Origin of the sequence: Mycobacterium sp. ELW1 (assembly GCF_008329905.1) — a bacterium.
Taxonomy (GTDB): Bacteria; Actinomycetota; Actinomycetes; order Mycobacteriales; family Mycobacteriaceae; genus Mycobacterium.
In genome coordinates, this window is the sequence record NZ_CP032155.1 from 1,950,234 (window position 1) to 1,975,073 (window position 24,840).

The window sequence follows — 24,840 nt, forward strand, 5'->3', positions numbered from 1 at the left end:
GTTCTCTCGCTCCGAATGTATGATTCGCCGGAGATGAGAACCGAGTTATCCGACGACTGGAGGAGTTGCTGATGTCGGCCCAGGACACAACGGTCACCATCGCAAGCGGCGAGCACGCGGGGCGGGGCCAGGTGTCCGAGCGGCACATGCTGATCGACGGCCGGCTCGTCGGCGCGCAGCACACCTATCCGTCGATCAATCCCGCCACCGGAGATGTGGTGGGCTACGCGCCCAATGCAGATGTCGCCGACGCCGAGCGCGCGATTGCCGCGGCCCGGGCAGCCTTCGACACCACCGGCTGGTCCACCAACGTCGAGCTGCGAATCCGGTGCCTCGAGCAGTTGCACACCGCGCTTGTCGAGCACAGCGACGAACTGCGTGCGCTGACGATCGCCGAGGTGGGTGCCACCAGAGCGTTGACCGAGAGCGCCCAGCTCGATGACCCGATCCGGATCGTCGGCTACTACGCGAACCTGCTGAAGACGTATTCGATGTCCGAAGACCTCGGCGAGATCGAGAGCCGAGGGCAACGCCACCACCGCTGGGTCGAGAAGGAAGCCGCCGGCGTAGTGGCCGCGATCATCGCCTACAACTATCCGAACCAGCTGGCGTTGGCCAAACTGGGTCCGTCGTTGGCGGCCGGATGCACGGTCATCCTCAAGGCCGCGCCGGACACCCCGCTCACCACGCTCGCGCTCGGTGAGGTGATCGCGAAATACACCGACATCCCCGCCGGCGTCATCAACGTGATCAGCTCCACGGACCCCGCGGTCGGTGCCGCACTGACCACCAGCCGCGACGTCGACGTCGTGACCTTCACCGGGTCGACGGCGACCGGACGCAAGATCATGGCAGCGGCCAGCGACACCATCAAGAAGGTCTTCCTGGAGCTCGGCGGCAAGTCGGCGATGGTCGTGCTCGACGACGCCGATTTCACCAACTGCGCCATGATGGCGGCGTTCATGATCTGCTCGCACGCGGGCCAGGGCTGCGCGATCACGACGCGGCTGCTGGTTCCCCGCACGCACCACGACGAGATCGTCGAGCTGGTGAAGAACTTCATGGGCATGGTCCGCTACGGCGATCCGGCCGACCCTGCTACGTACATGGGTCCGCTGATCAACGACACCCAGCGCGAGAAGGTCGACGCCATGGTCCGGCGCGCGGTGGCGGCCGGCGCGACCGTCGTCATCGGCGGGAAGAAGGTCGACGGCCCGGGCTTCTTCTATGAGCCCACGCTGATCACCGGAGTCGACCCCGACAGCGAGCTCGCACAGGAGGAGATCTTCGGGCCGGTCCTGGCGGTCCTCGCCTACGACGACGACGACGATGCGGTGCGGATCGCCAACAACTCCATCTACGGGCTGTCCGGCGGAGTGTTCGGCGGCCAGGACCGTGCGCTGGCGATCGCCCGGCGGATTCGCACCGGCACGATGGGCATCAACGGCGGCAACTACTTTGGCCCGGACAGTCCGTTCGGCGGCTACAAGCAATCCGGTGTCGGCCGCGAGATGGGTGTGGCCGGCCTTGAGGAATTCCTCGAGCGCAAGACGCTCGCGGCGGTGGTGTCGTGAGGCCGCTCGACGGGGTCCGCATCCTCGAGGTGGCGATGTACGGCTTCGTGCCGTCGTGCGGTGCGGTGTTGGGGGAGTGGGGCGCCGAAGTCATCAAGGTCGAACACGCGGTCACCGGTGATCCGCAACGGGGCTTGCGGCAGACCGGTTCTCTGCGGGTCGAGGGTGACCCGAATCCCAATGTGGAGCACGCCAATCGGGGCAAGCGCAGCATCGGACTGGACATGTCGGTACCGGAGGGCAAAGAGGTTCTCTACGAACTCGCCCGCCGATCCGACGTGTTCCTGACCAGCTTCCTGCCCGGGCACCGCACCAAGTTCGGCATCGACGTCGAGGACATCCGCGCGATCAATCCGAACATCATCTACGCGCGCGGTAGTGCCTTCGGTCCGCGTGGCCAGGAGTCGGAAAAGGGCGGTTACGACATGACCGCCTTCTGGTGCCGCGCGGGCACCGCGGCGACGATCACACCGCCGGGAACCGAGGGCATGATCGCCCCGCCCGGACCGGCCTACGGCGACACCATCTCTGGCACCAATCTCGCAGGTGGAATCGCGGCGGCGTTGTTCAAGCGCGAGCGCACCGGCGAGGCGTCGGTGGTCGACGTGTCACTGCTCGGCAGTGGCCTGTGGGCGATGGGCCACACCATCGCGCTGACTCAGCATCTCGGTGAGCAGTTGGTGGCACCCGTGCCGGGCGTGCACGGCTCACCGATCAATCCGCTGGTGGGTCTCTACGAGACCGCCGACGGCCGCTACATCTCGTTCGTGATGATGCAGCCGACCAAGTTCTGGGCCGACGTGTGCCGCCACATGGATATCGCCGAGTACATCGACGATCCGAGGTTCGCCGGCGTCGAGCAGATCGCCGCCAACACCGCTGACGCCGTGGAGATTCTGGGCAAGGCGATGGCCACCCGGACCCTGTCGGAATGGTCGACGCGGTTCGCCACGCTGGCCGGACCGTGGGCGCCGGTCCAGGACACGCTGCAGGCCGCAGCCGATGCGCAGGTACGGGCCAACGAATACCTGGTGAAGGCAGGGGAATTGGAGCTGGTCGCCAATCCGGTGCAGTTCGACGTCGCCGCGCCGCAGAGCGGCCCGGCGCCGGGATTCGCCGAGCAGACCGACGAGATTCTCACCGAGCTCGGCCTGGACTGGGACCGCATCATCGAACTCAAGACCGCTGGCGCGGTCACCTAGGTCGCGCCGGAGAATCCATGCCCTACATCGTCGCCATTGGCACCTACCTACCCTCATGGGGGTGTGACGCGCATCGCATTGCCGGCGATGACGAGGACGCCATCACACTCGCTGTTGAAGCGGGCCGGGCGGCGCTGTCCGAGGGTGGTGCCGTCGAGCGGGTGGTGCTCGTCAGCCGCGACCTCCCGCTGGTGGAGAGCAGCAATGCGGCGGTTCTGCTGGCGGGTCTCGGTTTGGATCCCGAACTCGAGGTCGACGAGCGGCTCGGCGGTGCGCCGGCCACGCTCGATGCGGTCAGCTCGGCCCGGCCGCGCACGCTGGTCATCGGCTCCGACTTGGATCCGGCCGGCGCAGCGGCGATCCTGACCGGCGAGGATGGATTGCAGGTTCGCACCGCCGCGCGCGTGGCCCGCAGTCTGCCGGTCCGCACCCGCAATGCCGACGGGGTGGTGCACGACTACGGCGACCCGCGGCTGCTGCACGAACGCGGGCTGGTCGCCTCGCTGGCTGCGGCGTGGCTCGACACCCCGGTCGCGCTGGCCGGTGTCGACCATGACCGCGCGATCGAACTGTGCGGCGGCGAGGCGCCCGTCGTGCCGACAGCGGGTGCCAGTGCTGGGCTGTTCGCCCTGGCAGCGCTGGCGGAGTCGAATATCAACGGTCCGTTGGTGGCCGTCGAACAGGCCAGCCTGTCCGGCGTCACGGTGGCCGGCGGCGGTGCCGCCGTGTACCGGCGGGAGCCGACGGCGCAGCCGCGACCGCAGACCAGAATTGTCACCGGCCCTGACATCCCTATTTCCCTTGCTGCCTATGAGCGGGCTTTCGAAGCGAAGGTGCGGTGGGAGGCCGGGCGCCACAGCGGCAGTGCGGAATTGGACTTCCCACCCCGCTACCACCTTGACGATGCCGGCCGGCTGGCCACCGACTACGAACTGGTGCCGCTGCCCCGGGTGGGCAGCGTGTACACCGAAGTCACGGTTCACATTCCGGTACCGGGCCTGCGGACTCCCTACTCGCTGGTGATCGTCGAGCTCGACGGAGTTGCGGTGCGGGCACTCGTCAAGGTCACCGGCGTCGAGGCGGGCACGGTGCGGATCGGCGATCGCGGCCGGCTCACGCTGCGCCGGGTGGCTGTGCGATCGGGTGTGCCCGACTACGGGTACGCGTTCGAGCCATATGAGTCCGCTGCACCGCGGGAACCATCCGTCCGGTCATGGGGTGCGGCATGAGGCGTGTCGCCATCGTCGGGGCCGGCATGACGGCGTTCGGTGAGCACTTCGCCCTCGGGCTGAAGGACCTGCTCCCGATGGCGTTCGCCGAGTGTGCCGCCCGGGTTGACAAGGGCGTCAACAAGTCTGAGATCGACGCGGCATGGTTCGGCGCGATGGGAACCGCCGACGGCTTCCCGGCGGGGATCCTCGCCGATTCGCTCGGACTGCCCGACCTGCCGGTGACCCGGATCGAGAATTCCTGTGCGACCGGCAATGACGCGATTCGCAACGCCCTGTACGGCATCGCTTCGGGGGCAGCAGACGTCGCGCTGGTGATGGGCGCGGACAAACTGCGGGAGACCGCGTCCAAGCAACTGCTGTGGGAGTGGGAGGCGATGGCCCGCGACATGGCGTGGGACTATCCGTTGGGATTGGTTGCGCCCGCGGGGTTTGCCCTTCATGTTGCGCGTTATTTGCACGAAACCCCGGCCACCCGTGAACACATGGCGATGGTGGCGGTCAAGAATCACCGGCACGGGCTGTCGAATCCGAAGGCGCGGCTCCGTTTCGAGGTCACCATCGACGAGGTGCTCGCTGCGCCGATGGTGGTCACGCCATTCGGTGTTTACGACTGCGCGCCCCAAAGTGACGGTGCCGCAGCACTTTTGTTGGCCGCCGAGGAAGTCGTGGATCGTTTCACAGACCGGCCGGTGTGGATCCGCGGGGTGGGGCTCGGGCTGGATTCCGTGATGCATCAGCACAAGGCGGACATGACGACGTTCCCGGCGACGACTCGCGCGGCGAAAAGAGCCTTCAGTATGGCAAATTTGACGCCCGCTGATATCGATGTGGCGGAAGTTCACGATTTCTTCACCGGCATCGAACTGATCAGCTATGAAGATCTCGGCTTCGCCGAACCTGCGGAGGCCTACAAGTTAATGGAGGCCGAAGTGACATGTGTGGGTGGAGCTTTGCCGGTGAATCCCAGCGGCGGCCTGAAGGCCAAGGGGCATCCACCGGGTGCCACCGGAGTGGCCCAGTGCGTGGAGCTCTTCGACCAGCTGCGCGGCGAAGCCGGCAATCAGGTGGACGGCGCCCGAATCGGACTGGCTCACAACATCGGTGGGCCGACGGCAGTCGCTGCGGTGACGATTCTGGAAGGACCGGGTGACCATGGCGGGTAAGGGGGTCGATCGTTGGTCGCCGGGCATTGCGTTGAGCAGTGCGGCTGGTCCGATGCAGGCTATTGGTGGCTTGTTTGCGATGTCGGCGGATGCTGTGCGGTTCATTTTTCGGAAGCCGTTTCAGTGGCGGGAGTTTTTGGAGCAGGCGTGGTTTGTGGCGCGGGTGTCGTTGGCGCCGACGTTGTTGGTGGCGATCCCGTTCACGGTGTTGGTGTCGTTCACGCTCAATATTTTGTTGCGGGAGTTGGGTGCTGCTGATCTGTCGGGTGCGGGGGCGGCGTTTGGTGCGGTGACTCAGGTGGGCCCGTTGGTGACGGTGTTGATCGTCGCGGGTGCCGGGGCGACGGCGATGTGTGCGGATTTGGGGTCGCGCACGATCCGTGAGGAGATCGACGCGATGGAGGTGCTGGGGATCAATCCGGTGCAGCGCCTGGTGACTCCGCGGATGTTGGCTTCTGGACTTGTTGCGCTTCTGTTGAATTCGTTGGTGGTGATCATCGGGATCTTGGGTGGCTATGTGTTCTCGGTGTTCGTCCAGGATGTGAATCCGGGGGCGTTCGCGGCGGGGATCACGTTGTTGACCGGGGTGCCCGAGGTGATCATCTCGTGTGTCAAAGCGGCGTTGTTCGGGTTGATCGCCGGTCTGGTGGCGTGTTATCGGGGGTTGACGATCACCGGGGGTGGCGCCAAGGCGGTGGGTAATGCGGTCAATGAGACGGTGGTGTACGCGTTTATGGCGTTGTTCGTGGTGAACGTGGTGGTCACGGCCATCGGTATCCGGATGAGTGCCCGGTAGATGGCATCGTTACAGGCGTTGTATCCGCGGATCGCCCGCCAGGTCCGGCGTCCGTTGGGCACGATCGGGCGGATCGGGGATCACACGATCTTCTACGGTCGGGCGTTGGCCGGCACCCCGCATGCGGCCCTGCATTTCCGTAAGGAGATCATTCGGCTGATCGCCGAGATCTCGATGGGGGCGGGGACGTTGGCGATGATCGGCGGCACCGTGGTGGTCGTCGGGTTCCTGACGTTGGCTGCTGGTGGCACGTTGGCGGTGCAGGGCTATAGCTCGCTGGGCAATATCGGTATCGAGGCACTCACCGGCTTTTTGGCCGCGTTCATCAACGTGCGGATTTCAGCGCCGGTGGTGGCCGGGATCGGGTTGGCCGCGACCTTCGGGGCGGGGGTGACCGCCCAGTTGGGGGCGATGCGGATCAACGAGGAGATCGACGCCCTGGAATCGATGGGCATCCCCCCGGTCGAATACCTCGTGTCGACGCGGATCGTGGCCGGCATGGTGGCGATCACCCCGCTGTACTCGATCGCGGTGATCCTCAGCTTTGTGGCCTCGCAGTTCACCACGGTGGTGCTCTTCGGCCAGTCCGGCGGCCTCTACGACCATTACTTCAACACGTTTTTGAATCCCATCGACCTGTTGTGGAGCTTCCTGCAGGCGATCTTGATGGCCATCACGATCTTGTTGATCCACACCTACTTCGGCTACTTCGCCACCGGCGGACCCTCTGGAGTCGGGGTGGCCGTGGGCAACGCCGTACGCACCTCCCTGATCGTGGTCGTCTCGGTCACCCTGCTCATATCCCTGGCCATCTACGGCTCCAACGGCAACTTCAACCTCTCCGGATAGGGAGATGACGTGACACGAAATCTCGGTCCGGGTCCGGCCGACCGGTCGGAAACCGAAACCGCCGCCGTACCGGTGGCGGCCCGAACGGGCGCAAGCTTCGGCGCGACGGGGTGGGCGCGACCGGTGGCCGGCCTGTCCACGGTGGTCGTGGTGGCGGCGATCGTCGCGGTCGCGGTCGGCCTGTTCCGTGGCGACTTCACCAAAACCGTTCCGGTGACCGTGATCTCGGACCGTGCCGGCCTGGTGATGAATCCTGACGCCAGGGTCAAGATGCGCGGTGTGCAGGTCGGCAAGGTCGAGTCGATCGAGAGCCGGGCCGACGGCACGGCAGCGTTGCACCTGGCGATGGATCCCGCGGAGCTGCGCAAGATCCCGTCGAATGTGGTCGCCGACATCGCCTCGACGACGGTCTTCGGCGCCAAGTACGTCAATTTCGAACCCCCGACCGATCCGTCGCCGAAACCCATGTACGCAGGCCAGGTTCTGCAGGGTGAGCACGTCACGGTCGAGATCAACACTGTGTTCCAACAGCTGAACCAGGTCCTGAACAAGATCGACCCGACCCAGCTCAATGCAACGCTGGGCGCACTGTCGCAGGCGTTCGCGGGGCGCGGCAAGCAGTTCGGGCAGACCGTTGCCGACTTCGACAGCCTGCTTGCCAAGCTGGAACCCAGCCTGCCGAACCTGGCCAAGGACATCGAACTGACCGCACCGGTGACCGCCGCCTACGCCGACGCCGCGCCGGATCTGGTGCGGACGGTGCAGAACACCAACAAGATCAGCCAGAGCATCGTCGACGAGCAACAGAACCTGGACACCTTCCTGGTCAACATGATCGGGCTGGCCGATCAGGGCAACGAGGTGCTGGGAACCAACCAGCAGGCGCTGAGCAAAGTGCTCCATCTCCTGACGCCCACCACGGCGCTCTTCAACGAATATGCGCCCGTGATCCCCTGCACGCTCAAAGCCATGGACTGGATTCGGTTGTCGCCGCCTCTGCAGGACCCTGGCGTGGCCGTGGCTGTTGCCTTCACCCTGGGCATCGATCGGTACCGCTACCCGTCGAACCTGCCCAAGGTGGCGGCCACGGGCGGGCCGCAGTGCATGGGCCTGCCGTACCTCGGATTCGGCAACAAGGCCAAGTACCTGGTGACCGATACCGGCGTCAACCCGTGGCAGTACGGCAACCAGGGCATCGTGCTCAACTCGGACGGTCTCAAACAGCTGTTGTTCGGCCCGCTGGAAGGGCCGCCGCGCAACACCGCACAGATCGGACAGCCGGGATGATGCGCACCACAAGCACACTGGTCAAGTTCGGCGTGTTCGCCGTGGTGATGGTGGTTCTGACCGCGTTCCTGTTCCTGACGTTCAGCAACTATCGCAGCGGCTCGACCAACGGGTACTCGGCGGTGTTCGGCGACGCCTCCCGGTTGAAGCAGGGCGACACCGTCCGCGTCGCCGGTGTCCGGGTCGGCACCGTCGACAGCGTCGACCTGCTGGCGGACAAGAGTGTGCTGGTCACGTTCGATGCCGATCGCGACATTGTCTTGACCACCGGAACCCAAGCGGCTGTGCGCTATCTGAACCTGACCGGCGACCGCTATCTGGAACTGATCGACGGTCCCGGCTCGACCCGGGTGCTGCCTGCGGGATCACAGATACCCAGGGATCGCACTCAGGCCGCACTGGATCTGGACCTCCTTCTCGGGGGGTTGCGGCCGGTCATCCAGGGACTCAACCCGCAAGACGTCAACGCGCTGACCGCGTCACTGATCAACATCTTGCAGGGCCAGGGCGACACGCTCGACTCGCTGTTGAGCAAGACCACGTCATTCTCGAATGCGTTGGCCGACAACAGCCAAACGGTCGAGCAGTTGATCGACAACCTCAAGGTGGTCGTGGACACGCTCGCCAAAGACGGTGACAAGTTCTCCGGGGCGATCGACAAGCTGGAGAAGCTGATCACCGGGTTGTCGCAGGATCGCGAACCGATCGGCACCGCGATCACCCAGCTGGACAACGGAACCGCGTCGCTGACCAGTCTGTTGAACGAGGCCCGCGCTCCGCTGAAAGGGGATGTCGAGCAGCTCAACCGTTTGGCGCCGCTGTTGGACGACAACAAGATCGTCTTCGACAGAGGCCTGCAGAGGGGGCCGGACAACTATCGCAAGATGGCCCGACTCGGGGCCTACGGCGGCTGGATCATGTACTACATCTGCGGTCTGTCGATCCGCGTGACCGACCTTCAGGGACGAACCGGGGTCTTCCCGATGATCAAACAAGAATCCGGTAGGTGTTCGGAGCCCTAATGCTGAAATACCGAGCTTCAAACCTGTGGCGTGCCGGCTTCCTCGGCGCGGTCCTGATCCTGTTGGTGATCGCTATCGGTTTGCAACCCGAGCGCCTGCTTCAGCTTGCGACATCGGTGCGCCATCAGGCGCTGTTCACCGAGGCCGGTGGTATCACCGTCGGCAACGACGTGACGTTGTCCGGTATCAAGATCGGCACGGTCACCGATGTTTCGCTGGACAATGGTGATGCGCTGGTCACGTTCACGACTGCGGGAAAGTACTCGCTGGGGTCCGAGACCACCGCGCACATCCGCACCGGCTCCCTGTTGGGCGAGCGGGTGGTCACGCTGGAATCGGCAGGCAGCGGGAGCCTTCATTCCGGCGATGTCATACCGACTACGCGCACATCGTCGCCCTATTCGCTCACCGAGGCGGTCAGCGATCTGACCAGCAACACGGCCGGGACAGATACCGCGTCGCTCAACCAGTCGCTGGACACGCTCTCGGCCACGATCGACCAGCTGGCGCCGAAGCTGGGGCCGACGTTCGATGGCTTGAGCAAGCTGTCGCGATCACTGAACAGCCGTAACGAGAATCTGGCGGGATTGCTCAAAAGCGCCGCCGACGTCACCACGGTGCTGGGGCAGCGCAGTCAGCAGCTGAACACCTTGATTCTCAACGCGAACGACCTACTCGCTGTTCTCAACGACCGACGCGAGGCGATCGTCGACCTGCTGGCCAACACCGCGGCGGTGTCCGCGCAGCTGACGGGTCTGGTCCACGACAACGAGGACAAGTTGGCGCCGACACTGCAGCGGCTGAATTCGGTTGTCGCCGTGCTGGAGAAGAACAAAGACAACATCGCCCAGATGCTGCCGAACGTGAAAAAGTTCATCTTGTCCGAGGGTGAAACGCTGGCCAACGGTCCGTACTACAACGCGTTCGTGCCGAACCTGCAGCCCGCGCAGTTGCTGCAGCCATTCATGGATTACGCATTCGGCTTCCGGCGCGGTGTCAACGCCGGCCAGCCGCCCGACAACGCGGGGCCGCGCGCCGAATTGCCGCTGCCGTACAACGGTATTCCGGGAGGGTCCCGCTGATGATGCGCAGACGCTGGGTGAAGGTGCTGTCGGTGCTGTTGGCCGGGCTGCTGGTGGTGGGTGCGGCGGTTCTCGTGCGCAACATCTTCTTCGGCCCGAAAACGGTCAATGCCATCTTCACCACCGCGACGGGTATCTATCCCGGTGACGATGTCCGGGTGTCGGGAGTCAAGGTCGGCACCATCAAAGCGATCGAACCGCAGGGCACCCAGACCAAACTGGTGCTCGACGTCAATCGTGACGTCCCGATTCCCGCCGACGCCAAGGCGGTGATAGTGGCGCAGAACCTGGTCGCCGCCCGCTACGTGCAGCTCACCCCGGCCTATCGCAAGAACACCGGGCAGAGTGAGATGGCCGACGACGCGGTTATTCCGCTGGACCGCACGGCAATTCCGGTGGAATGGGATGAAGTGAAGACACAGCTCATGCGGCTGGCCACCGACCTCGGACCGCAGAGCGGAGTCTCGGGCACTTCGGTGTCACGCTTCATCGACAGCGCCGCCAACGCCATGGATGGCAACGGCGACAAGCTTCGTCAGACCATCACCGAGCTGGCCGGGGTCTCCCGGGTCCTGGCGGGCGGCAGCGGCAACGTCGTCGACATCATCAAGAACCTGCAGACCTTCGTCACGACATTGCGTGACAGCAGTGAACAGGTGGTGATGTTCCAGAATCGATTGGCGACATTGACCAGTGTGATCGATGGGAACCGGTCGGATCTCGACGGCGCTCTGAAGAATCTGTCGGTGGCGATCGTCGATATCCAGCGGTTCGTGGCGGGCAGCCGGGATCAGACGTCTGAGCAGTTGCACCGGCTGACGAACGTCACCACGAACTTGTTGAACAACAAAATGGAGATCGAGAACCTGCTCCACATCGCGCCGAACGCGTTGAGCAATGCCTACAACATCTACAACCCGTCCTCTGGTAGCGCGGTCGGCCAGTTCGTGCTGAACAATTTCTCCAATCCCACCGAATTCGTCTGCGGCGCAATCGGTGCGATCGAGAACACCACCGCCCCGGAAACAGCGAAGCTGTGTAGCCAATACCTCGGCCCGGCGCTTCGTCTGCTGAACTTCAACTACTTGCCCATCGGAATCGATCCCTATCTGATGCCCGCAGCGTCGCCGGACGAACTCGTCTACTCGCAGCCGAACCTCGCCCCGGGTGCCGGTGGTCCGACCCCCGACGTCCCCCCGTTGCCGCCCTACCATTCGGCGTACGAGGGTGTCCAAATGGGCCCGGGTCCGTTCACCGGGCGCGCGCCAGGCGAGGCGCCCCCCGGCGCTGCCCAGTTGCTCCCGGGCGGATCTCCGGCAATACCACCATCGGTGATCTCCTCGCTGCCGGGCATGTTGAACCCGGCGGGAGCGCCCGGTCCGGCACCTGGGGGACCCCCGATGGCCGCAGAAGCAGGAGGGACGCCATGATCGGTGGAAAGTCCTTGCGACGGGCGGTGATCGCCGGGGCGTGCGCCGCGGTGACCACCAGTGCGTGCGCATTCCAGGGTGTCAACTCGCTGCCGCTGCCCGGTGCCGTGGGCCGCGGATCCGATGCGGACGTCTACCATGCCGAGGTTGCGAATATTGCGACTCTGGAACCGAACTCGCCGGTCATGATGAATGACGTCGTCGTCGGCAGCGTGCGGAAGTTGACGGTCAAGAACTGGCATGCCGACGTTGAATTCTCGGTGAAGCCCGATGTCGTCGTGCCGGCCAACGCCGTCGTCAGTGTCGGCCAGACCAGCCTGCTCGGTTCCATGCACCTGTCGTTGAACACCCCGATCGGCCAAGCGCCGAGCGGCAAGCTCAACCCGGGCGCGACGATTTCGCTGAACGCGTCCTCGACCTATCCGACCACCGAGCAGACCCTGGCCTCGCTGGCGGCGGTCGTCAACGGCGGCGGGCTGGGCCAGATCGGTGATGTCATCCACAACTTCAGCACCGCGGTCAGCGGCAACGAGGCTGCGTTCCGCGACCTCATCACCCGGTTGGACACCTTCGTCGGAACGCTGGACAGTCAGCGCGACAACATCGTCTCGGTCATCCAGTCGTTGAACCGGATGACGTCGACGTTCGCCGGGCAGCGCGACGACCTCGCTGCGGCTCTGCAGAAGATCCCGCCGGCGATCGACGTCCTGATCAAGGAAAGGCCCACCCTCACAACGGCGTTGGAGAAACTCGGCACCTTCAGCGATACCGCCAATACGCTGGTCAACGAGTCACAGGCCGACCTGGTGGCGAACCTGAAGAACCTGGAACCGGCGTTCAAGGCCTTCGCTGACGTCGGCCCCAATCTCGACGCACTACTGGAATACGCGGTCCACTTCCCGTTCACCCAACAATTCATGGATCGCGCGATTCGTGGTGACTACTACAACCTGTTCGCGACCATCGACCTGACGGTCCCACGGTTGAAGCGCACGCTGATGCTCGGTACCAGATGGGGAGACGCGGACGCACAGCTGATTCCCGCTCCCGGCGATCCGTACTACCTCAACTACACCTACGACCCGCTCAAGACCGGTGTCGCCCCGCCGCCGCCGGATGTCTTCGCCGACAACCCGCCGGTCCCGCCCCCGCCGGCGGCCATCGCGGCCGCAGGTCCGATCCTTCCGCTGGTGCCTCCGCCTCCGACCTCGGTGCCCGGCTCCGAGATCTACACCCGGGAGCAGCTGGCCGCAACGGGAGTCACCCCGATCTTCGCCGGACCCTATGGGGCCCAACCCAATACGCCGGCCAGCGTCGCGCCGCCGGCTCCGCCGACAGGAGGGGGCGGCTAAATGCTGACGCGTTTCGTCCGGACTCAGCTGATCATCTTCACGATCGCCTCGATCGTCGGTGTGGCGATCATGCTGTTCGCCTACATCCAGATACCCACTCTCCTTGGGGTGGGCCGCCTCACCGTCACGCTGGATCTGACCGCTACCGGCGGTCTCTACAAGTTCAGCAACGTTACCTATCGTGGCCTGCAGGTCGGCAAGGTCACCTCGATCGAACTGACCGACACCGGAGCTCTGGCGACGTTGTCTCTGGACACCTCGCCGAAGATCCCGGCGGATCTCAAGGCCGAGGTGCGCAGCATGTCGGCGGTGGGCGAGCAATATGTGGAGCTGTTGCCGCGCACCGACAAAGCGCCTTACTTACAGGACGGGTCGGTCATCTCGGTCGCCAACACATCGATCCCACAGTCGGTGGGCCCGATGCTCGACCAGGTGAGCAAGCTGGTCGGCAGCATTCCGAAAGACAAACTGAGCCAACTGCTGGGCGAGACCTACCAGGCGTTCAACGGGACAGGGTACGACTTCGGGTCGCTGGTGGACTCCGGTGCGACGATCACCAGAGACGCCAACGGAATCTCGGATAACACCCGCGCGCTGATCGATGACGCACGCCCGTTCGTGGGGGCGCAGGAGATGACTACCGACTCGATTCGGACCTGGGCGCAGAGCCTGGCCGGTATCACTGAGCAGGTCGCCGACAACGACCCCCAGTTCCGGTCGATTCTGCGCGACGGTCCGGGATTCGCCCAGGAGACCTCGAAGCTGCTCGAGCAGATAAAGCCGACGTTGCCTGTCCTATTGGCGAATCTGACCACGTTTGGTCAGATCTTCCTGACGTACAACAAGTCGGTTGAGCAGCTGATGGTGCTCGTGCCGCCGTTCGTCGCCCAGATTCAGACCTACCTTCAATCCAACAACCCTGCAGGCATGCCGAATGGTGACTTCTCCCTGGGCCTCGGCGATCCCGCGGCCTGTACGGTCGGGTTCCTCCCGCCGTCGTCATGGCGCAACCCGGCCGACACCTCCGTGATCGACACACCGGACGGGCTCTATTGCAAGCTGCCGCAGGACTCGCCGGTGGCCGTGCGCGGCGCCCGTAACTACCCGTGCATGGAACATCCGGGTAAGCGGGCACCCACCGTCGAACTGTGCAACGACCCCAACGGATTCCAACCGCTGGCGCAGCGTCAGCACGTCACCGGTCCGTACCCGATCGACCCGAACCTGGTCGCGCAGGGCATCCCGATCGACAGCCGAGTTCTGCCGGACTCCAACATCTATGGACCCCTGCAGGGCACTCCTCTGCCGGCTGGTGTGACCGCCCCGCCACCGGGCGCGGCGCCGATCGACCCACCGCCGCCGAATTTCGCGGGCACTGGACCCGGTCCGCTGCTGCCGGGTCAGCCGATCTACCAGACGCCGCCGGTGTCACCGCCTGGGCCGGAAGGAAACATCGGGCCGGATCCGATCATCCAACCGGGACCCGGAAACATGCTGCCTTCTGATATGCAACCGCCGCCGCACCCGGAACCGGGTGTGCCCCACATTGCTCCAAGTGCCTTTACTCCCAATGGCCAGAAGGCGCCCGGACTGCAGGTCGCCAAGTACGACCCACGTACGGGTCAGTACATGGGCAGCGACGGAACGCTCTATCGCCAGACCAATTTGGCCAAACCGGCGACGACGTGGCAGGACATGCTGCAGAGCTGAAAGGGGTATGTCGATGCGGGCACGTCAGGCGCTGAGCGCCATGGGGGTGGCGATCGCCGTTGGGATCTGTTGCGCCGCACCCGCTGCGGCGGACCAGGCTTGGGGGATCAACGGTACGTTCGCGACATCGTCGAACGGTGACTGGGCGAAGCTCAACGAGCGCTACGAGGATCAGCCATCGGAGCGCGAGACCTGGACGATTTCGACCCAGTGCATTTCGCCCACGGAGTGCACCGGAACAGTGCAGAGCGACGCTGGCTGGGCCGCACCCATCTACACCACGAGCGGCCTGTGGTACATCAAGCGCACCATTCCGAATTGGCGGTTTTGTGCCGACGGTGCGGCGATCGAGGGCTTCCAGGAGTACCGAATTTATCCGGTCGGCGCCGACGGTCACTATGACGGGGCGGCGAATGAATACACCGGCGAGAATCGCGTAATCGGCCCGAGCGGGTCGTGCGGGCGCAACCAGCCGCCAGTGATCCGGATGCCGTTTTACATGAAAAAGCTTTAGTAACTACCAGTTTCGGATGGAGCAGAGCGCGCCCCTGGGTCCGCTGTTCTGCCTGACTACTTGCCCGTTGATCTCCATCGTGCAATTGAAGCCGGCGGCGGCTTTGGGCAGTGCACCGGTGGCCTGGACGAGAACCATGCCCCACTGGATCGGATCAGTCAGGGTTGCCTCGAGCACCCACGGCTTGTTGGGGCCGACCGTGGCTTCGGCACTGGGGCTGAACACGTACGGGTCGTGGCTGTAGTCAGAGAACGTCGGCGGATCGGTGTCGCGGTAATAAATCTCGGCGTTGACCGGTTTATCTGCGGTGACCGTGTATCGGACGTTGAAGACCTGCGGCGGTGGGGGAGGAGCCGGATCGACTCCCGGCGGGGGGTCGTCCGCCACTGCGGGCGATGCGAGACCCGTTGCGGTGCAGAGCATTATCAGGGCGGCGGAGATCGTCGACGTGAATCTCATGGTCACATCCGGCTCAGGTGGAACGGGTAGGTGAAGGCGCCGCCCGGTGCCCCGTCGCAGCCGGCGTCGAACGACGACACCATCGATCCGCTGAGCGTGTGCTCGTCCCAGGTGTAGACGTCATGGGTGGGAATGGCTGGGCCGTAATAGATGTCACCACATCGCAGACCGAAGGGATCGTCGATGGTCAACGTGTACTGGCCGTTGACCAGAGGTGCGTCGGCCTTGCTTTGAACGGCCTTCGCTATCGGTCGCGGCAGGGTGAACACGTGAACACAGTTGGCGACATTGTCGGAAGTGTTCGGCGCTACGCACGGCGTCACAGACCAGACCCAGGTGTGAAAGTCCCTGCGGTCCGGCATGATCAGCTCGTAATTGCCGAGGTACATCTCAGCGGACGCGGGCGGTGCCAGTGCCACCGTTGCCGCCACCACGACTGTGGTGATCACGAGGGATTTCACGCTGGCTTCCTCCACGTTCGGCGCGCTCGCTGCGCTACCCCGATTGTCGCACGCTGCGAGATTGGCATTCTCGTCATCGGAGAATACCGTCTCCCGGCTGTCCGGAGAAAGGGTTTGGTGGTTCTGGCCGCCGGTCAGGCGAATTCGACGTCGGACACCTTCAGTTGGTCGCCGTCGCGCTGCAGGCTGACCACGACCCGCCAGACGCGGGGCTGCTGATCCTCCTTGGGCGCATCGGGACCGGTGCGCTGTGAGGTGGCCGCGACCAGCACGGTGGCCGAGTCCTTGTCCATCGACTCGACGGCGGTGTCATTGACGGTGACCTTGGTGACGACCTTCGACTGCTGCATCGCCTTGATCAGATCGTCGGCGCCGTCCTGGAAATTGGATTTGAACTTGCCGGTCGAGTCGTCGATGACCCGCTGCACGCTCTCTTTGGCCTGGTTGAAATCCATCGACATCAGGTTCACCACACCCTGGCGGGCTGCCGCGGAGAACTCGGCCGTGCGGTGCCGCTGCGCCTCGGCGTCGCGGTGTTTCCACACCATGTATCCGGTGGCACTGAGTAAGCCGATGATCGCGAGGACGGCGACCGCGGCGGCGACCGCCTTGCCGAGGGGAAGGCGCCGCCGACGTTTCTTCTCGGGCGCGGCAGCCGCTTCCACGTCGTCGGCAGGCGCCGGCTCGACGTCATCGACGGTGTCGGCTTCGGCGCTCTCGGGATCGGTCCCGGTCTCCGAGACTTCCGGCGCCTCGTCGCGGGACTCGGCCAGCTTGCGGCGCAATTCGTTTGCGCGAGCCCGGGCTGCCTCGGCGCGAGCCTCGGCCGCTGCTGCTGCAGCCTCCGCCGCCTCGGCTGAGTCGAGGTCGTCGGCGTCGGGAGCTTCGGATTCACGGTTGCCCGGCGGCATGGGACCCTCCTCGTCCGTCGCGGTCGCATGGCGACGCGCGACGCTAGCACTGCCGCCCAGCATTACACAGCGGCGAATCCGCTCTGTGGGAGGCAGGTTTTTCTTCCCGGTTTCTTCTCTGAGCCGGAGAATTCGGTTACCGAATATGCGAGAGTGTTCGGGTGCGATGGACCGTGGCAGTTGTTGCTGGACTCATGGCGGCTGGAATGCTGATGCCGGCGTCGGCTTCCGCGGATCCCGACGGGCCGCCGATCAACGCCAACGAATGCAACGACGCGTTCTGCACCCCGGGCATCACGCCGGGTGTCGAACTCGGTGCCCCGTGCAGCAATACGACGTATTACGTGTTCGGCGTCGACACGCGCAACAACTGGGGCCGGTTGATCTTCTGCGGCTCACCACGGCGCTACGAACCCCGGTATTTCCGGTCGCCGCCCATGGTGGGCGTCAAGAATTTGAATGCCGACTGCGTGGGCTATGAGAACTCCGTCGCGCAGGCTCCCGACGGGATGTTTCTGACGTGCGTCGCGTTCGGCGGGCGGACCCGCTGGGTGCAGGGCGACGCCTGAGTCACCCGTGCGGGGCGACGCCTGGGCGCCGCCCCGACGGCGTCAGCCCCTGCCGGTGAACCGGACGTGGATGTCGGCCAACCCGCGCAGGATGTACGTCGGCTCGTAGTTGTAACGACGATCCCCGGCGGTGCCGTGGAACTCCTCGTCGATGGTGATCTCGCCCATCCGGTCCAGCATGCGTTCCAGGGAGACGCGCCCCTCCACCCGCGCCAGCGGTGCGCCGGGGCAGGAATGGGCGCCGCGGCCGAATGCAATGTGCTCGCGGACGTTGGGCCGGCGGACCTGGAATTCATGGGGCTCGGTGAATCGCCGCGGATCCCGGTTGGCCGCGCCCGGCAACACCATCACGACGGTGCCGGCTTTGATGCTCATGCCGCCGAGCGTGGTGCTCCGGCGAGCCAGGCGGGAATCGCTCTTGACCGGGCTTTCCAGGCGCAGTGATTCCTCGACGAAGGTAGGGATCAAACTGCGGTCCTCGCGCAGGGCCTGCTGAAGGTCGGGCCGCTCCACCAGAGCCTTGATCGCCGCGGACAGCAGCTTGGCGGTGGTCTCCTGGCCGGCGGCGAACAGGAACGTCGCGGTGCGGACCACGTCGATGATCTCCGGGGTCGACCCGTCCGGGTACTTCGCGCTCGCCAGATCGGTCAGAACGTCCTCGCGGGGACTGCGGCGACGGTCCTCGAGGTAGGCGCTGAACTTCTCGTCGAGGAACTCCAGCGGGTTGAGCCCCATCTTCTCGTGGTCGAGCGACCCCACCCGGGCGCCCGGCCGATCGGCGCCGAGCACCGTGCGGAATTCCTTGTGGTCCTCTTCAGGTACGCCGAGCAGGTCGGCAATCACCAACAGCGAGAACGGTTTTGCGTACTCGGCCAGGAACTCGCTGTGGCCGAGGGAGAGGAACTCGTCGAGCTGGCGATCAGCCAGCCGCCACATGAAGTCCTCGTTCTCCTTGAGGCGCTTGGGGGTCAGCAGCCTGCTGAGCAACGAGCGTGCCCTGGTGTGGTCGGGCGGGTCCATCGTCACCATGTGCTCGTACATGGGGAAGTACGACCGGTGCGCATCGATCTGCGCGTTCAGGTCGTCACCGTCCGGGGTGAACGGCAGCGGCGGGAAGGGTCCACCGAGGGCGACGATGTTCGAGAAAACCTCGGGATTCTTGTAGACCTCGAGAGCCTCCTCGTAGCCGGTGACGGCGACGAAGCCGTGCGGCTCGAGTCGCAGCACCGGGTTCTGCTCGCGCAGGTAGTCGTAGTACGGATACGGGTCGGGAACCAGCGACTGATCGGTGAGGAAGTCAACGGTGGCGAAATCGGTCATGCGTGTTATTTCCTCCCAGCGGGCTGATTGCTGTGCACCTGCTTAGCATGGCGTAAAGTGCGTGGTCAAGGCTGGATCCCATCGGCCCACGTACTATCGGCGTGTTCAATCGGCGGTTCTGGAAAGAGCAGAGGTGGCACATGGCATCGGCGCGGCGGATCGGTGCACCCGACGCGAAGAATCGCGCGGTGCTGTTGGACGCCGCTGAACAGCTGCTGATCGAAGAGGGTTACGCGGCGGTGACCTCACGCCGGGTTGCCGAGAAAGCCGGCCTCAAGCCGCAATTGGTGCACTACTACTTCCGCACGATGGACGACCTGTTCCTGGAGATTTTCCGCCGCTACGCCGATCAGGGAATGGAAGCCCACCGGGTGGCGCTCGCCTCGCCGCAACCGTTGTGGGCGCTGTGGCGATTCGGGATCAACCCCGACGCCAGCCGCCTGACGATGGAGATGGCGGCGCTGGCCAATCATCGCAAGGCGCTGCGCACCGAAATGTCGCGATACGCCGAGCTGTTCCGCGAGCAGCAGCGGGAAGTGTTCGTGACCGCACTGGAACGGCACGGGGTGCTGCCCAGCGAAGTGCCGCCGGTGGTCTGGTCGATCCTGCTGACCGGCTTGTCGACGGTGGTGATGCTGGGTGAGGCGCTCGGCGTGACCGCCGGCCACGCGGAGACGATGGAACTCGTCGAGCGTTACCTCACGCTGATGGAAGGGCCGCCGCAGTCGGTGGACGACTCAGCTCACCAGTGGCGCAGCGAGCAGAGCGCGCCCTTGGGCCCGGAGTTCTCCGCGACGACGACGCCGTCGACCGCGAGCACGCAGTGAACGTTCGGCGGGGTCGGCGATAGCCCGCTGGTGGCCGCCACCATCGCCCACTCGTCGGGGTTCGCCAACTGGACGTTGAGCACCCACTTCTTGGTGGGGCCGATGTCCGCCTCGACCTTCGGGCTGAACACGTAGGGGTCGTGGCTGTAGTCCGACCAGTTCGCCGGTTCGGTGTCCCGGTAGTAGATGTCGGCAGCCCGGAACGGCAGCTCGGAGAACACGCTGTAGGTGACCTGGTGTAGCGGCTCCTCGGCGCCGGCGGGAGCCGACGAACCGGCGACGCACACCGCAGCCAGTGCAACCGCAGAACACTTCCGGACAAAGCGCATGGCTCAGTTTGGCATGGGAAAGTCCTCCCGGGGCGCGGTTTCTTGTGTGGTGGGACCTTCTATGCGACAGTGCGCTTAGAGAACTATATTCTCGCTTTCGGCGAAGCAGCATTCCCAATGAGGGGGTCGGCCATCAGAGACGCACTCATTCTCGACGCGGTGCGCACTCCCCGCGGCCGGGGTCGTCCCGACGGCGCGCTGCACGGCATCCATCCGCAGGATCTGTTGGCGCAGTGCCTCACCGCGACGGTCGATCGGCTGGGCTTCGATCCCGCCGCTGTGGACGACGTGATCGCCGGCAACGGAATCTTGGCGGGGGAGCACGGTGATGACATCGCCAGACTGTCGCTGCTGTTGGCGGGCTGGCCGCAGACGGTCCCGGGGATGACGTTGAACCGGTTCTGTGGATCCGGACAACAAGCCGTCACGGTGGCGGCCGCCGGGATTGCCGGTGGCCAACAGGATTTGGTGGTGGCCGGCGGCGTGGAGTCGATGTCACGGTGGAACGTCAGCGTCGGAGCGCCGACGATCGACGGCGCAAATCCGGCATTTCGTCGACTGTATCCGACCGTGCCGCAGGGCATTTCGGCCGATTTGATCGCCTCGGTGGAAGGATTCGGCAGAGCGGACGTCGACGCGTTCGCGGTCGCCAGTCAGGACCGCGCCGCAGCGGCGATCGCGGGCGGATACTTCGACCGGTCGATCATCGCGGTGCTGGGCGGTGATGGCGAGATCGCCGCGGACCGCGACGAGCACCCTCGGCCGGGAACGACAGTGGAGAAGCTGGCCGCGCTGCCGCCCGCCTTTGAGCGCATGGGCGCAGCGAACCTGGACGGCGAGACCCTCAGCTTCGACGAGATCTGCTTGAGCCGGTACCCCGATGTGGCGCGCATCGACCACGTGCACCACGCCGGCAACTCGTCGGGCGTCGTCGACGGTGCCGCGGTGGTGACGCTGGCGTCCGCTGAATGGGCGCGGGCCCACGGTGCGGTGCCGCGCGCGCGGGTTCGCGCGACCGCGGCGATCGGCGGCGAGCCGATCATCATGCTCACCGCACCCGGTCCGGCGGCCGAGCGCGCTCTGGCCAAGGCCGGAATGACCGTCGGCGACATCGATCTCTGGGAGATCAACGAGGCGTTCGCCGCTGTGCCGCTCAAGACGATTCGCGATCTGCGCCTGGATCCGGAACGGGTCAACGTCAACGGCGGAGCGATCGCGCTCGGACATCCGATCGGGGCGACCGGGGCCATGTTGATCGGCACCGTGCTCGACGAGTTGGAACGTCGCGACCTCACCACCGGCGTGGTCACCATGTGTACCGGCGGCGGCATGGGCACGGCGACCGTCATCGAGCGAGTGTGATGACCGAGACCCTCGAGCTCGAGACGCCGACGCCCGGCGTCCTGCTGATCCGGCTCAATCGCCCGAAGCAACTCAACGCGATCAACGAGGTGATGCGCGACGAGCTTGCGCTCACCCTGGCCTCGGCGGCGCGGGACCAGTCGGTGCACGCGGTGGTGATCACCGGCGCCGGGCGAGGCTTCTGTTCAGGGATCGACATCCGTGACTTCGGCCCGGGCATGCTCGACGCCAACGCCCCCGCCATCGACCGGCTGCGTTTCCAGGAGGCGATGGCGGGTCTGGTGCGCGCGGTCGCCGACCTGCCGCAACCGGTGATCGCGGCGGTCAACGGAGCGTGCGTGGGCGCCGGATTGGCGCTGAGCTTGGCCGCCGATATCCGGATCTCTTCCACCGCAGCCACATTCGGCAACGCAGCGATCTTGCTCGGACTGTCGGGCGCGGAGATGGGGATGAGCTATCACCTGCCCCGGATCGTCGGGGCAGGGGTGGCCGCGGACTGGATGCTCACCGGCCGCACCGTGCCTGCTGAGGAAGCGGACCGTCGCGGGCTGGTCAGCCACCTGGTGGAGCCCGAGGAGCTGGTCGAGCGATCCGTGGACATCGCCCGTCGGGTCGCCGAACTGGCGCCGTTCGGAGTTCAGCTGACAAAGCGTGCGCTGCAGGTCAACATCGCCGCCGCGGGGCTGGGCCCGGCGCTGGAACTGGAGAACCGCAATCAGGTTCTCAGCCACGCGACCGATGACGCGGCCGACCGCCGATCCACCTGGTCGTAATCGGAAGGGACGAAACACATGTCATGGGATTTTTCCACCGATCCGGAGTGGGCCGATCAACTGAAGTGGGTCGAGGAATTCGTCCGCTCGGAGTGCGAGCCGATCGACTACATCGTCTCCGAATCGCATGACCTCACCGACCCGGTACGCCAGGCATTGATCCCGCCGCTGCAGCAGATCGTCAAAGACCGCGGCCTGTGGGCCGCTCACCTGGGCCCGCATCTCGGCGGCCCGGGCTACGGGCAGGTGAAACTGGCGCTGCTCAACGAGATCCTGGGCCGCTCAGAGTGCGCGCCGATCGTTTTCGGTTCGCAGGCGCCGGACTCGGGCAACAGTGAGATCCTCGCCCACTACGGCACCCCGGAGCTCAAGGAGCGTTACCTCGAGCCGCTCCTGGACAACCGCATCATTTCCTGCTTCTCGATGACCGAACCGCAGGGCGGCGCCGATCCCAAAATCTTCGAGACAACCGCTGTGCAGGACGGCGACCACTGGGTCATCAACGGCGAGAAGTGGTATTCGTCGTTCGCGTCCAAAGCATCGTTCATCATCGTGATGGCGATGACCGACCCCGACGCCGCGCCGTACGACCGGTATTCGATGTTCGTGCTGCCCGGCGGCATCCCCGGGATCAACGTCCTGCGTGATGTCGGGCTGGGTTACCAGCCGCTCGGGGGCGGTGGCCGCGAGGGGTACGTGCGGTACGAGAACGTGCGCGTCCCCGCCGACCACATGCTCGGCCCGCGCGGCGGTGCGTTCGTGGTGGCGCAAACCCGGTTGGGTGGCGGCCGAATTCACCACGCGATGCGGACCGTCGGCCTGGTGCGGCGGATCTTCGACATGATCTGCGAGCGGGCGGTGTCGCGCTACACCCAGGGCAGCGTGCTGGCGGACAAGCAGATGGTGCAGGAGATGGTCGCCGACTCCTGGATGGAGATCGAGGCGTTCCGGCTGCTGACCTTGCAGACCGCGTGGAAGATCGACCAGTACAACGACTACAAGGCGGTACGAGCCGATATCTCGGCCGTCAAGGCGATGATGCAGAAGGTGTTGCACGACGTCTCCGCGCGTGCACTGCAGATCCACGGTTCGCTGGGCACCAGCCACGAGATGCCGTTCGTGCAATACCTGACCGAGTCGTTCGTGCTGGGCCTCGCCGACGGGCCGACCGAGGTGCACAAGGTGACCTTGGCCCGCCTGCTGCTCAAGAACCGCGAACCGGCGCCGGATCTGTTTCCCTCCGAACACCTCTTGCGATTGCGAGCCGCCGCCGAGGAGAAGTTCGCCGACCGGCTGGCCGGCATTCCGCGCGGCTAGTCCTTTTCGTCGTCTTTGGGGAGTAGGCGTTCGGGGTGGTGGTAGGTGTTCGTGCCGCCGATCAGCGGAACATCCTGCGGCGGTGTCCATTCGGTGTGGCCGTCGGCGAGTTGACGGGTGGTCCAGCCGTGGTTTTCGACCAAGAGGTTGTCGCATTTGCAGGTCAGGGTGAGGTCGTCGATGTCGGTGCTGCCGCCGTGTTTCCAGTCTTTGGCGGCGTGGTGGACGTGGCTGTTGTAGCCGTTGACGGTGCAGCCGGGTGCGGTGCAGCCACGGTATTTGGCCAACAGCATGATGCGCTGGTCGGCTGAGGCCAATCGTTTGGATCGGCCCAGCCAGAGTGATTGGCCGGTGACGCCGTCGAAGACCGCCAGGTAGTGGTGGGCGGGGGTGGCCATCTGGATCAGGTCGCTGATCGGGAGCAGGGTGCCGCCTGCGGTGACCGCGTGCCCGGCGCCGGCCTGCAGGTCCTGCAGTGTCGTCGACACGATCACGGTGACCGGAAGGCCGTTGTGCCGGCCGAGTTTGGGGTCTCCCAGCCGCCCGCGAACCAATTCCGCCAACGCATCGTGCTGGCGTTGGGCATGGCTACGTAGGTCGGGCTCGTCACCGTCGGGTTTGGGTGCGGCGAATTTCGCCATCCACGCATCCAGCATCGCCCGCAGCTGCGGATCGGCCACCAACTTCCCGGCACTCATGCCGTCGGCGCGCTGCCCGCCGCACCACACGAACCCGCGCTTGCGTGCCCGGTCCTCCTCGGAGTACTTCCCATCGGGGTTGAGGTGGGTGGCCAGCCGGTCGGCGATCTTCTCCAGCTGATCGGGTCGCATGGTCTGGGCGTGCTCGGCGAGGGTGCGTTCAGCCTTCTCGATCTCGACCGGCCCGACATGATCGGGTAGCTCGCGGAAGAACTTCTGAATGACCCGCACGTGCTCACCGTCGAGAAGCCCGGAATTCCAAGCCTTCCCCGTCGCCGGCAAGAGCGGCGGCAACTGCTCACCGGTCAGCGTGGTCCGCGGCGTCAACTGTTCAGCATCACGGACCCGACGCTTGGCCGCCGAGCGGCTGATCCGCAACACGTCGGCCAACACGATCGAAACCGGCGGGCAGCCCTCGTAGCGCTCCAGATGGGTGATCTGCTCGTGCGAGACCGCGACCTGGCGACGCACCGCAGTTTCTAGCCGCTCGATGGCCGCGAAGCGTTCCGGCGCGGGCAGTTCCTCGATATCGGCGGCACCCACGAGCTCGACCGCCGCGTCAAGCGCATCCAACGCCGCTCGTATCGAACTCATGTTCGAA

Annotated in this window: 24 protein-coding genes; 18 read left to right on the top strand and 6 right to left on the bottom strand. The window is 65.3% G+C overall.

Annotated elements, in window-relative coordinates; genetic code table 11:
- Positions 1 to 146: 146 nt before the first annotated feature.
- Genes D3H54_RS09000 through D3H54_RS09060 form a run of 13 tightly spaced genes read left to right on the top strand, consistent with a single transcriptional unit; the run spans position 147 to position 15,213 of the window.
- Positions 147 to 1,574 (top strand): aldehyde dehydrogenase family protein, encoded by a 1,428-nt coding sequence (locus D3H54_RS09000; RefSeq protein ID WP_502707760.1) that lies wholly within the window; start codon positions 147 to 149, stop codon positions 1,572 to 1,574.
- Positions 1,571 to 2,776, top strand: coding sequence for a CaiB/BaiF CoA transferase family protein (locus D3H54_RS09005; RefSeq protein ID WP_149378749.1), 1,206 nt, complete (start codon positions 1,571 to 1,573; stop codon positions 2,774 to 2,776). Before D3H54_RS09000 ends, D3H54_RS09005 begins: the two co-directional genes overlap by 4 nt.
- Positions 2,777 to 2,793: 17 nt before the next feature.
- Positions 2,794 to 4,005, top strand: a complete 1,212-nt coding sequence (locus D3H54_RS09010) for an OB-fold domain-containing protein (protein WP_149378750.1) — start codon at positions 2,794 to 2,796, stop codon at positions 4,003 to 4,005.
- The gene (locus D3H54_RS09015; protein WP_149378751.1) at positions 4,002 to 5,171 is read left to right on the top strand and encodes a thiolase C-terminal domain-containing protein; all 1,170 of its coding nucleotides are present in this window, start codon (positions 4,002 to 4,004) and stop codon (positions 5,169 to 5,171) included. The genes D3H54_RS09010 and D3H54_RS09015 overlap by 4 nt, the downstream gene beginning before the upstream one ends.
- Positions 5,161 to 5,967 carry an MlaE family ABC transporter permease gene (locus D3H54_RS09020; RefSeq protein WP_149378752.1) on the top strand — a complete coding sequence of 269 codons (807 nt, stop codon included), beginning with the start codon at positions 5,161 to 5,163 and terminating at the stop codon, positions 5,965 to 5,967. The genes D3H54_RS09015 and D3H54_RS09020 overlap by 11 nt, the downstream gene beginning before the upstream one ends.
- On the top strand, positions 5,968 to 6,816 hold the full coding sequence (locus tag D3H54_RS09025; RefSeq protein WP_149378753.1) for an MlaE family ABC transporter permease: 849 nt from the start codon (positions 5,968 to 5,970) through the stop codon (positions 6,814 to 6,816).
- A 9-nt stretch (positions 6,817 to 6,825) separates the two neighbouring features.
- A complete protein-coding gene (locus tag D3H54_RS09030; RefSeq protein WP_149378754.1) occupies positions 6,826 to 8,103 on the top strand; it encodes an MCE family protein in 1,278 nt (425 codons plus the stop codon).
- A complete protein-coding gene (locus D3H54_RS09035) occupies positions 8,100 to 9,125 on the top strand; it encodes an MCE family protein (protein ID WP_149378755.1) in 1,026 nt (341 codons plus the stop codon). The genes D3H54_RS09030 and D3H54_RS09035 overlap by 4 nt, the downstream gene beginning before the upstream one ends.
- Positions 9,125 to 10,207 carry an MCE family protein gene (locus D3H54_RS09040; protein WP_149383428.1) on the top strand — a complete coding sequence of 361 codons (1,083 nt, stop codon included), beginning with the start codon at positions 9,125 to 9,127 and terminating at the stop codon, positions 10,205 to 10,207. Before D3H54_RS09035 ends, D3H54_RS09040 begins: the two co-directional genes overlap by 1 nt.
- Positions 10,207 to 11,637 carry an MCE family protein gene (locus tag D3H54_RS09045; protein WP_149378756.1) on the top strand — a complete coding sequence of 477 codons (1,431 nt, stop codon included), beginning with the start codon at positions 10,207 to 10,209 and terminating at the stop codon, positions 11,635 to 11,637. The genes D3H54_RS09040 and D3H54_RS09045 overlap by 1 nt, the downstream gene beginning before the upstream one ends.
- Complete coding sequence (locus D3H54_RS09050; RefSeq protein ID WP_149378757.1) at positions 11,634 to 12,989, top strand: MCE family protein; 1,356 nt, start codon at positions 11,634 to 11,636, stop codon at positions 12,987 to 12,989. The genes D3H54_RS09045 and D3H54_RS09050 overlap by 4 nt, the downstream gene beginning before the upstream one ends.
- Positions 12,990 to 14,699 (top strand): MCE family protein, encoded by a 1,710-nt coding sequence (locus D3H54_RS09055; RefSeq protein WP_149378758.1) that lies wholly within the window; start codon positions 12,990 to 12,992, stop codon positions 14,697 to 14,699. It abuts the gene before it with no gap.
- A gap of 7 nt (positions 14,700 to 14,706) precedes the next feature.
- The gene (locus D3H54_RS09060; RefSeq protein WP_432246534.1) at positions 14,707 to 15,213 is read left to right on the top strand and encodes an Rv2253/PknI dimerization domain-containing protein; all 507 of its coding nucleotides are present in this window, start codon (positions 14,707 to 14,709) and stop codon (positions 15,211 to 15,213) included.
- A 3-nt stretch (positions 15,214 to 15,216) separates the two neighbouring features.
- Here D3H54_RS09060 and D3H54_RS09065 read toward each other — a convergent pair whose 3' ends face one another.
- The 3 genes from D3H54_RS09065 to D3H54_RS09075 form a co-directional block, all read right to left on the bottom strand.
- Positions 15,217 to 15,600 carry an Rv2576c family protein gene (locus tag D3H54_RS09065; protein WP_353620048.1) on the bottom strand — a complete coding sequence of 128 codons (384 nt, stop codon included), beginning with the start codon at positions 15,598 to 15,600 and terminating at the stop codon, positions 15,217 to 15,219.
- A gap of 74 nt (positions 15,601 to 15,674) precedes the next feature.
- A complete protein-coding gene (locus D3H54_RS09070; protein ID WP_149378760.1) occupies positions 15,675 to 16,133 on the bottom strand; it encodes a hypothetical protein in 459 nt (152 codons plus the stop codon).
- A gap of 134 nt (positions 16,134 to 16,267) precedes the next feature.
- Positions 16,268 to 17,044: an Rv1363c family protein gene (locus D3H54_RS09075; RefSeq protein WP_149378761.1), complete on the bottom strand. Its 777-nt coding sequence runs from the start codon at positions 17,042 to 17,044 to the stop codon at positions 16,268 to 16,270.
- A gap of 194 nt (positions 17,045 to 17,238) precedes the next feature.
- Between D3H54_RS09075 and D3H54_RS09080 the strand changes: the two genes are divergently transcribed.
- On the top strand, positions 17,239 to 17,613 hold the full coding sequence (locus tag D3H54_RS09080) for a hypothetical protein (protein WP_432246535.1): 375 nt from the start codon (positions 17,239 to 17,241) through the stop codon (positions 17,611 to 17,613).
- A gap of 42 nt (positions 17,614 to 17,655) precedes the next feature.
- On the opposite strand, the gene D3H54_RS09085 is transcribed toward D3H54_RS09080, so the two are convergent.
- Positions 17,656 to 18,933: a cytochrome P450 gene (locus tag D3H54_RS09085; RefSeq protein ID WP_149378762.1), complete on the bottom strand. Its 1,278-nt coding sequence runs from the start codon at positions 18,931 to 18,933 to the stop codon at positions 17,656 to 17,658.
- 140 nt (positions 18,934 to 19,073) lie between these two features.
- Here D3H54_RS09085 and D3H54_RS09090 point away from each other — a divergent pair, with 140 nt between their 5' ends.
- Complete coding sequence (locus tag D3H54_RS09090) at positions 19,074 to 19,760, top strand: TetR/AcrR family transcriptional regulator (RefSeq protein WP_149378763.1); 687 nt, start codon at positions 19,074 to 19,076, stop codon at positions 19,758 to 19,760.
- On the opposite strand, the gene D3H54_RS09095 is transcribed toward D3H54_RS09090, so the two are convergent.
- Positions 19,676 to 20,089 (bottom strand): Rv2576c family protein, encoded by a 414-nt coding sequence (locus tag D3H54_RS09095; RefSeq protein ID WP_149378764.1) that lies wholly within the window; start codon positions 20,087 to 20,089, stop codon positions 19,676 to 19,678. The two genes, D3H54_RS09090 and D3H54_RS09095, sit on opposite strands and share 85 nt — an antisense overlap.
- 117 nt (positions 20,090 to 20,206) lie before the next feature.
- On the opposite strand from D3H54_RS09095, the gene D3H54_RS09100 reads away from it, so the two are divergent.
- The 3 genes from D3H54_RS09100 to D3H54_RS09110 are packed head-to-tail and all read left to right on the top strand — an operon-like array spanning position 20,207 to position 23,541.
- On the top strand, positions 20,207 to 21,451 hold the full coding sequence (locus D3H54_RS09100) for an acetyl-CoA C-acetyltransferase (protein WP_149378765.1): 1,245 nt from the start codon (positions 20,207 to 20,209) through the stop codon (positions 21,449 to 21,451).
- Entirely contained in the window at positions 21,451 to 22,224 is a 774-nt protein-coding gene (locus tag D3H54_RS09105) for an enoyl-CoA hydratase/isomerase family protein (RefSeq protein WP_149378766.1), read from the top strand. The genes D3H54_RS09100 and D3H54_RS09105 overlap by 1 nt, the downstream gene beginning before the upstream one ends.
- Before the next feature lie 18 nt (positions 22,225 to 22,242).
- Positions 22,243 to 23,541, top strand: coding sequence for an acyl-CoA dehydrogenase family protein (locus D3H54_RS09110; protein WP_149378767.1), 1,299 nt, complete (start codon positions 22,243 to 22,245; stop codon positions 23,539 to 23,541).
- Here D3H54_RS09110 and D3H54_RS09115 read toward each other — a convergent pair.
- The gene (locus tag D3H54_RS09115) at positions 23,538 to 24,833 is read right to left on the bottom strand and encodes an HNH endonuclease signature motif containing protein (protein WP_149378768.1); all 1,296 of its coding nucleotides are present in this window, start codon (positions 24,831 to 24,833) and stop codon (positions 23,538 to 23,540) included. The genes D3H54_RS09110 and D3H54_RS09115 overlap by 4 nt on opposite strands.
- Positions 24,834 to 24,840 lie beyond the last annotated feature (7 nt).